Here is a 7,777-nt window from a genome sequence, read left to right as displayed (position 1 = left end):
CCCGATTGACCCCCGTCGAGTACGAGACCATCATGACCCCAGCCGCAGCCCTGGCTGCATAAACCCCGCTGTCACCCAACCCTGCAGCAGTCCCGATCGAGCTCACCGAGCTGCGGATGTCTACGACCTATGGAGGGATGCTGGAGGGCTATCCGTGCCAGCGCATCAACGACATGAAGGTCAGCGGCCTGCTGCGACAGGCCGAGCATGCGTTCTCCTTCGCGCCGGTTCATCTCGTTCCGCCCTCCCGCGAGTACCCCGACCAGACCGCCGGCGCCTTCGGCCCCGTTGAGGTGCTGCCTTCCGTGGCTTGCATCGGTGTTTTCGGCTCTGCAGCGGTCGATCCTGAACTCGACGCAGTGCTGCACCGCTCCGCTCTCATCGTGGCCTGGTTCCAGGCCACCCCGGATGTCCCGTCGGGCGAGAATGCTGATCTCGCTCTTCGAAGCATTCGCTGGGACGAGCTGGCCCAGGACTACGAGCTCTAGGGACGCATGCTGATCACAGCCACTCGTTGATGGCCGCTACGAGGACAGTGGCCTCATAGCGGACCGCGAGCTTGTCGTAGCGGGTGGCCACGGCCCGATGACGCTTGAGTCGGTTGATCCCGCACTCGACCGCGTGGCGCTCGCGGTAGTCGACCGCGTCAAAACGTGGCGGCCGGCCGCCACGAGGCGACCGTACTGGTCGCAGTCCCTAGCGAGTGGCTGTGAACACGCCATCGTTGGACACCGAGGACCTTCTCATGCCCAGCCCCAGGCCATCACGCTTTGGATGGCTGGCGGTCTGTGCGCCCTGCAGTCATGCCCTGCCTTGCTCGTTCAGCAGCTTCTCCGTGTACGCGCCCAGCAAGTCGCCCTCATCGTTGGGGAGCCCCAGGACGCGGGCCGCAGCTGGGAAATCCCAGTCGGTGACCCGCGTCCGGACGGCGACACGGCCGAATGCGTTGTAGCGCTCGAAGTCGACGAGGATGCCGCCGTCGTACCACGCTGCACGTGCGGAGTAATCATTGTGACCGAAGTAGAAGGTGCCCGGACACCGGATGCCGCCCAGCGCCAATACCTCGCCTCCGGTGGCACCGTCGGCACACTCGATTTCCCTCGCGGCGGCCACGGAGTAGCCCGGCCTGCCTACCAGCGCCCCACTCACCGAGAGCTTGCCCAGGACAAACAGCACCGCCTGTTCCTCCAGCACGAGGTCCCCATCGACGTGAACGTCGGCTGCGACTACATGGACCGCATTCCCGGGCACTTCGACGGGTCCCGCGAGTTCGTGCCGGTCGGCTGATCGATACGCCTCTACCAGGACCCGCAGCACAGCGCGTCGGTAGTGCTCCGGACCGTCGAGCCAGTCCCACGACGATCCGCTGTCCAGCTGGGCGGGCGGCTGCTGCATTCTCCGGTCGAGCTCGTCGACCGTGACGCCGTACTGGGCTGCGTCCTGGATGAACAGTGCGTCATCTATGAGCGATGCCCTGACGCGGGCGTACGCGTCCTTGACCTGCTGTGCCGCAAGCGGGAAAGCCGCGGGCTGCCAGAGAAGCGGGTAAGAGGAGCTGACCATCCTCCGAACCTATCGGATGCAGAGCGGCGGAATCATCGGTAGACCCACGTAACCGCATACGCATGTTGCAGCCCAACGCCAGCGGCGCTGGCCACTTCGCGGGCGCTGCGGCTCTGCGTCAGCAAGGTGTGACAGCTGTGACGATCTACGTACAAGATCTACTTTCGCAACAGGCCCTAGGCGGCCGGGCTCGCCCCGACCACGAGCCCGACCACAGCCCCGACCACGGGCCGGAGTAGGCCGACCACAGACCCGACCACCGCAGGCCAGGGCCAGCACGCTGCTCCTGGACCACGATCCCGGCCGCCGCGCCGGCACCCCGTTGCACGGGAGCCAGGCGCGGTGGCGGGTGCGCCGTGCTGGGTGAGTCTGATGGCTCGGGACCTGCGTGCGGCGCGGTCCTTCTACTCCGACGTCATGGGCTGGAGGTACAGGCCCAGCACGCTCGGCAGCGACTTCTCGGTGGCTCTGGCGCAGGGTGAGGCGGTCGCCGGGATCGGATGCTGCCCGGGCGGTGGCCATCCGGCTGTCTGGACGCCGTACTTCGCCGTCAGGGACGCGGACGAGACGGCGGCCCGGATCAGTGAGCGCGGCGCCACGCTCGCCGTCGGTCCTCTGCTCCTGGGAGAGGGCCGTGCCGGGATCGCCGCGGACCGGGACGGCGCCGTGTTCGGATTCTGGGAAGGTCCCGCCCTGACCTGGTCGGTTGGGCGAGGCGGGGCCCCGGTGCGGCTGGACCTTCAGACCCGTGATGCGTTCGACGCCGCGATCTTTTACGCGGAGGTCTTCGACTGGGCCCGGCCGCCGGGAGGCTGCACGGTCGACTACGCCCAGGACCACATCGTCGTCCAGGCCGCCGGACGCACCGTCGCCACCCTGCGCGGCGGAGGCGACGAAACCGGCCCGGACCCGCGAGTCCGGCCCCGGTGGAACGTCCACTTCCGGGTGAGGGACGGCGAGCAGGCCGCGGCGGCCGCCGCGGCGGCCGGAGGTGAATCCTCACCGGTTCCCTCACCCGTCGGCGCCCCGGGCCACGCGTTCGTCATCCGCGACCCCGATGGCGCCCTCTTCACCCTGACCGGCGCCTGACGACGGTTACCCCAGCCAGACACTCACGCCGACCGAGGGCGTCAAGCCAGACGCTCTTCGTAACGTTGGCTCCGGTGAGCCGCCACTGCCGGGCAGGAGCGGCGACTGGCCCCACAGCCGTCCCCGGTCATTCGTCCACATCTGCCGCAGCAGCAGTTCGCTGCCCGGCGCGGCGCCGGTGACTGGTGTCGCACCATGGTGGGGTGCGGCTTCGTCGGCACGTGCAGACGGCAACGACGAAGCGGTCGGAGACAGCGATGGTTCCGTCCGCGCAGGTCACTTCCACCGGCCCCTCCACCAGCAGAGGGCCGCGTTCAGTCACGGTGAGACGCCGTCGGGGGGCAGGTTTGTTCGGCACGAATGACCACCAGTTCCTCGTATCTGTCGTCCGCACTCAAAAGTTCTCTCTCACGCAGCCATTTGATTCTGGAGAGCAGAACCGGCCCCAGCGGTATGTGCGCGCGTGCGCTGATGGAGGCTTCCAGCCCGCCCCGGGACAACCGGCGCACCGTCGCATCGGGATCGCACAGCCCGGAATGCACCATGAGGAGAACGCCGCCCCGCCGCAGCGCTGCGGGGACGTCGTCGCACACCCGGTCCACCACCGCCCGCCCGTCGGGTCCGGCGTCCCAGGCACGCGGGGCGCCCCGCGTGGGGACCCTCGTCGCCGGGGCCGGCACGTACGGCGGGTTGCAGAGCACCAGGTCATAGCAACGCTCACCGACGGCGGGGAGCAGGTCGCTGCGGCGTACGGTGATCCGCCGATGGTGCAGGAGGGCGTTGAGGCGTGCCGTCACCACGGCCAGGCGCGCGACATCAACAGCGGTGACCCTTCCGCCCATCTGCGCGGCTCGCAGCGCCAGGGCGCCGCTCCCCGTGCAGAGGTCCAGCACCTCGGCCCCAGGGCAGATGCCCTCCCGTTCAAGAGCCGTCATCAGCAGCCGGGTGTCGCCCTGCGGAGGGTAAACGCTCGGCAGCGTGATAAGGAAGGGATACGAGGGTCTCGCGAGTTCCACAGCCATAGGAGAACTTCCGTCGAACAGGACCGGACCTAGTCCCAGGGTTCCTCCGAACAGCCCGGGCCGCTTCCTGGTAAGCGGCTGGGGTAGAGGCCGACGAGGCACCGGAGGCCTCTCCTCTCAGGCTCCCCAGCCTGAGAGGAGCCGGTCGGCGAGACGGCCTTCCAGGTGCGAGGTCGCGGTGATGCCGAACACGACGTCCTGCTCCAGGTCGGGCTCTTCGTCGAGGAGCCCGCGGATGACTTCACGACGGACAACCTGTTCGTGCACGGCATCGGCTTCGACGTGCTCGGTGTAGAAGAACTCCGCGGCCGGACCGGCACCCGTCCGCTGCATCGCGAGCGCGAGCCGGCGGGAGGCGGGCGAGGAAGTGATCTCCACAGCGGCAAAGTGCCCTACCAGCGCTCCGCGCAGACGGCGGTGCAGACCAAAGAGCGACATGCTGTTCACCAGGGCGAGCATCTCCGCGCAGCCGTAGTCGAGATAGTGGCCGTAATCCGTCTCCAGCCCCAGATCCGCCATAAGGTTCGCGAAGAGCCGGGCGTGCACGCGCTCCGCGCGGCCTCCGCCGAACTCGTCGTACTCGACAGCGGCCATTCCCGCCTTGGCGCGACCGCTGAGCCGCGGCAGCACCCAGGCGTGGGGATCCGCCTCCTTCAAATGGTAGAGAGAACGCTGCACCGCGTACTCGCGCAGATGCCGCAAGGTGCCGTGTTCCCGAAGGAACTCCGGTACGCCCCCTCCGTCCACGGGTTCCACCAGCAGTTCGGCCAGGACATCGTCCAGAGAAAGCCGAGTCGGCACGTCATGGCGCAGCGCGGTCAGGAAACGGTCCTCCAGGGCGGCACGCACGGTCAGGAGCGAGGGATCCCACTCCCACACGGCCTCCACCCCGGCGAAACCCCGGTAGTGCAACTCGTACGAGACATACAGAGCCAACTGAAGATCGTCTCCATAGGGGTCCGCCTCCTGGGCCGCAACAGGATCCGGCAGCGGACACTGCTCCGCGAGACAGCCGATCAACGCGCCGGAGAGCGGGCCCCGATGCCTTGGGAGCACCGGATCACACTGGTTTGCGCCCATGCCTCTCATCCCCGTGGGTCTGGCTGGGTGGTTGCGGGCCCGGTGCCCTTGATCTCGGTCCAGCTCGGGGAATGCGGTCCGGACGCCAGGTGGATGTAGGTGACCTCGGTGGGCCAGCGGGTCCGTGAGAGGACCAGGGTGACGGCGCCCTTCAGCAAGAGTGCTTCGCCGCCGGGTGCGGTCAGCCGGGCTGTCCAGGGCCGGTCCGCGTCTGCCAGGCTGTGCTCCTGGGCGACGGCGACCTCGGCCCACACGCGAACGAGGATCCCGTCCTTCCGCTCCACCGTGGCCAGCCCCTCGTAGGGGTTCATACTCCCCATTCTGCGCCCGGCGCCGGTCGCGCAGTGGTGGAAGTGATCGGTTGGCCTGCCCTGTGGACTGTCAGTAGTGCCCGCGCATCACTCATTGCTTCGAGCCGCAGGCACTCTGAATGTCGCCCCCGGCGGCAAGACGCATCCGTCCGGCCACGCCCCGCCCCACCGCCGCGAGGCGCGCCATGAGCCGTTCGACGGGAGACACCGCCGCGCTGCCGCGGCTGCCATCGCCCGCCCGGCTCACCCGCGTCCATCGGCCTGCGTTCAGTCGGGCGGCTCCGATGGGTGCGGCCGCCCCGGCTCGGGTTCGGGACCGGGAACACCCGGGCCATCCGGGCGGGGTGGCTCAGGCGGTGGTGTGGGCGACCCGGGCGGCGCCGGGGGATCCGGCGGGACAGGCGGCTCCGCCGGGTCCGGAGGCTCCACCGGCTCCACCCGCTTCGGCGGCCCCGGAGGCGATGGGGGTTCAGGCGGCGGGACGGATGTGATGTCGGGATCGGGCGGCACAGGAACGGTGCCCATGATCGCTGCCTCCTACTGGTGTTCGAGCTCCTTACTTATTCATCTTCGAACAACCATGGATGGTGCGCTTGTGGTCGAAGCGGGTGAGCCTCCGCGCAGCTGGAAGTCCTCCAGCAGGGTGGGCCGCGGTCGCCGACGGTGAGGGAGTTGTCGGTGTCGTTGACGCGCACGCCCTGGCCTGTGGTCGGCGGTCCGTCCGGATCGGGGGCCCGGAAGGCGTCCAGAGCCGTCACCGTGGCGTCGCGTTCGTCAGTGGGCGGTCCGGGATTGGTGGTCATCTGAGCGCTCTCCGTCCAGGGGCCGGCGCCCCGCCAGGCGAAACAGCCGCCCAGGCGGCTGCCCGCCAGGTGGGCAGACAAACGGGGCCGCGCGGCCCTTCCGGGCCCGCACAAGTCCGGGGTGCCGGGCCGTGCACGGTGGCCGATCGGGTGAGGCCGCAGCGGACTGGGCGGGCGCGGTGTTTCGGGCGGGGATACCTATGGGCTGGGCGGGAGAGACCCGCCCCGGGATGAGAGAGGCGGATGCGCGATGGGGAAAGGCGGGAACATGATCGACGAGCTGATGACCGATCACCGCGAGGTCGAGGAGATGTTCGGCCGCATCCAGGCCATGACCGCGGGCGGCCAGCAGCTGCGGGACCAGGTGGACGAGGTCACCATCGAGCTCGTGCGGCACTCGGTCGCCGAGGAGCAGTACCTGTACCCGGCGGTCCGCGAGCACATCGACGGCGGCGACCGGATCGCGGACAAGGAAATCGCCGACCACGGCCGGGTCGAGAAGATCCTCAAGCAGCTGGAGAAGGTAGACACCGACGACCCGCAGATGAGCACGATGCTGCAGCAGCTCATGGATGAGGTCGCCGCCCACGTCCAGGACGAGGAGAACAACATCTTCCCGATGCTGCGCCGCGCCTGCACCCCACAGCAGCTGGACGACCTCGGGGACAAGATCCGCCGGGCCAAAACCATGGCACCCACCCGGCCGCACCCCTCCGCGCCAAGCACTCCAATGGCCAGCAAGCTCCTCGCCCCGGGTGTCGGCCTGGTCGACCGGGCCCGCGACTTCGTCACCGGCCGCGGCAAATCCTGACCCAGCTCCCCGGGGCCGGGCCGCCCAGGCGCGCGGCCCGGCCCCGCTGAGCGCACGGGCAGGGCGTGACCCAGGTCATGGGCCTTCCTGGCAGGCGCCACCTATGCTGATCGGCCACGAACGGGGCAGCGCCGCCCCGCGCACCAGCTCGCGCACCCGACCGCACGGAAGGGCGCCGGCCCCCCAGGAAACCGATCGCCGTGCCCACCGATCTGACACCCGTCATAGCCGCCTGCACCCGATGGCTCCTCGACGCCTACCCGCCGCCCGCAGGCGCCCTCAACCACGCCCTGGCCGAGGCCCAGGCCCTCCAGGCCACCACCCTCGCCGCCCATCTGCGCTACCCCACCAGCCTCGACGTACAGCTGCTCCACCTGTGCGGCCCAGGCGGAGCCGACCGACTGGACTGGCTCACCGGATGCGACCCCAACCGCGACGACACCGCCTGGCGGACCTGGGTGGACGAGACCGTCGTCAGCTGGGCTGCCTGCCTGCTCGCCGACCGCGCCCTCGCCATCCGAGCACACCAGGACCACACCGCCACCGACCACCACAGCACCGGCCTGCACCGCCTCATCGACCCAGGCACCCACGACACCGAAGCCAGCGCGCTCCTGCGCCATCCCGACCTGCTGGAACCCATCGCGACGCTGCACCGCCCCCAGCTGATCGAGCTGCTCCACGCCGAGGCCGCTGGGACACCTTGACAAGCCTGCAAGCGGCCGGACGCATCCTTCCGCCCCCCCCCGAACGGGACGGAAGGCAGTCGCGCTGCCGATGACCGGGCCACCGGTCACGGGGCCTGAGCGCCCGGCCGCCGGCGGCTCCACGAATAGACCAGCCCCGCCTGGACCCCAGCGCGACGGCGACGGGCTGGCTCGCCGATCACCAGCCCATGTCACTGGAGTGAGAATCACACCAATTTGTCACTGTTCTGTGGCAGGCGAGTGATGGTCTCCGAGTCGTGCGAGCGGCACGGATAGCGTCCCGCTCCATGAGCACTGTGCATCTGCCTCCTGCCGAGTACTACGCCACCCTCCCCAAGATCATTGGTGGGGCTGGAGCGGCCATCCGTGACAAGGCCGGCCGGTTCCTCCT

General features: G+C 69.4%; 9 protein-coding genes. 4 read left to right on the top strand and 5 right to left on the bottom strand.

The window, feature by feature from the left end:
* The first annotated feature begins 137 nt into the window (after window positions 1–137).
* Entirely contained in the window at window positions 138–488 is a 351-nt protein-coding gene (locus ACFYY7_RS44635; protein WP_388671980.1) for a hypothetical protein, read from the top strand.
* A 313-nt stretch (window positions 489–801) separates the two neighbouring features.
* On the opposite strand, the gene ACFYY7_RS44630 is transcribed toward ACFYY7_RS44635, so the two are convergent.
* Window positions 802–1,563: a hypothetical protein gene (locus tag ACFYY7_RS44630; protein WP_388671977.1), complete on the bottom strand. Its 762-nt coding sequence runs from the start codon at window positions 1,561–1,563 to the stop codon at window positions 802–804.
* A gap of 372 nt (window positions 1,564–1,935) precedes the next feature.
* On the opposite strand from ACFYY7_RS44630, the gene ACFYY7_RS44625 reads away from it, so the two are divergent.
* On the top strand, window positions 1,936–2,652 hold the full coding sequence (locus ACFYY7_RS44625; protein ID WP_388671974.1) for a VOC family protein: 717 nt from the start codon (window positions 1,936–1,938) through the stop codon (window positions 2,650–2,652).
* Window positions 2,653–2,779: 127 nt separating this feature from the next.
* Here the strand turns inward: ACFYY7_RS44625 and ACFYY7_RS44620 are convergent, their stop codons facing one another.
* From ACFYY7_RS44620 to ACFYY7_RS44605, 4 genes are all read right to left on the bottom strand, one after another.
* Window positions 2,780–3,010, bottom strand: coding sequence for a CDGSH iron-sulfur domain-containing protein (locus ACFYY7_RS44620; protein WP_388671971.1), 231 nt, complete (start codon window positions 3,008–3,010; stop codon window positions 2,780–2,782).
* Window positions 2,967–3,674, bottom strand: coding sequence for a HemK2/MTQ2 family protein methyltransferase (locus tag ACFYY7_RS44615; protein ID WP_388671968.1), 708 nt, complete (start codon window positions 3,672–3,674; stop codon window positions 2,967–2,969). The genes ACFYY7_RS44620 and ACFYY7_RS44615 overlap by 44 nt, the downstream gene beginning before the upstream one ends.
* A 117-nt stretch (window positions 3,675–3,791) precedes the next feature.
* Complete coding sequence (locus tag ACFYY7_RS44610; RefSeq protein ID WP_388671965.1) at window positions 3,792–4,754, bottom strand: iron-containing redox enzyme family protein; 963 nt, start codon at window positions 4,752–4,754, stop codon at window positions 3,792–3,794.
* A 5-nt stretch (window positions 4,755–4,759) separates the two neighbouring features.
* On the bottom strand, window positions 4,760–5,065 hold the full coding sequence (locus ACFYY7_RS44605) for a hypothetical protein (RefSeq protein ID WP_388671962.1): 306 nt from the start codon (window positions 5,063–5,065) through the stop codon (window positions 4,760–4,762).
* A gap of 1,053 nt (window positions 5,066–6,118) precedes the next feature.
* Here ACFYY7_RS44605 and ACFYY7_RS44600 point away from each other — a divergent pair.
* Window positions 6,119–6,679 (top strand): hemerythrin domain-containing protein, encoded by a 561-nt coding sequence (locus tag ACFYY7_RS44600; protein WP_388671959.1) that lies wholly within the window; start codon window positions 6,119–6,121, stop codon window positions 6,677–6,679.
* A gap of 200 nt (window positions 6,680–6,879) precedes the next feature.
* Complete coding sequence (locus ACFYY7_RS44595; RefSeq protein ID WP_388671956.1) at window positions 6,880–7,386, top strand: hypothetical protein; 507 nt, start codon at window positions 6,880–6,882, stop codon at window positions 7,384–7,386.
* The last annotated feature ends 391 nt before the right edge of the window (window positions 7,387–7,777 follow it).

This window comes from Streptomyces sp. NPDC001933 (assembly GCF_042890955.1).
In the GTDB taxonomy this organism is placed as follows: Bacteria; Actinomycetota; Actinomycetes; order Streptomycetales; family Streptomycetaceae; genus Streptomyces.
This window is presented reverse-complemented; position numbering and strand designations above follow the sequence as displayed.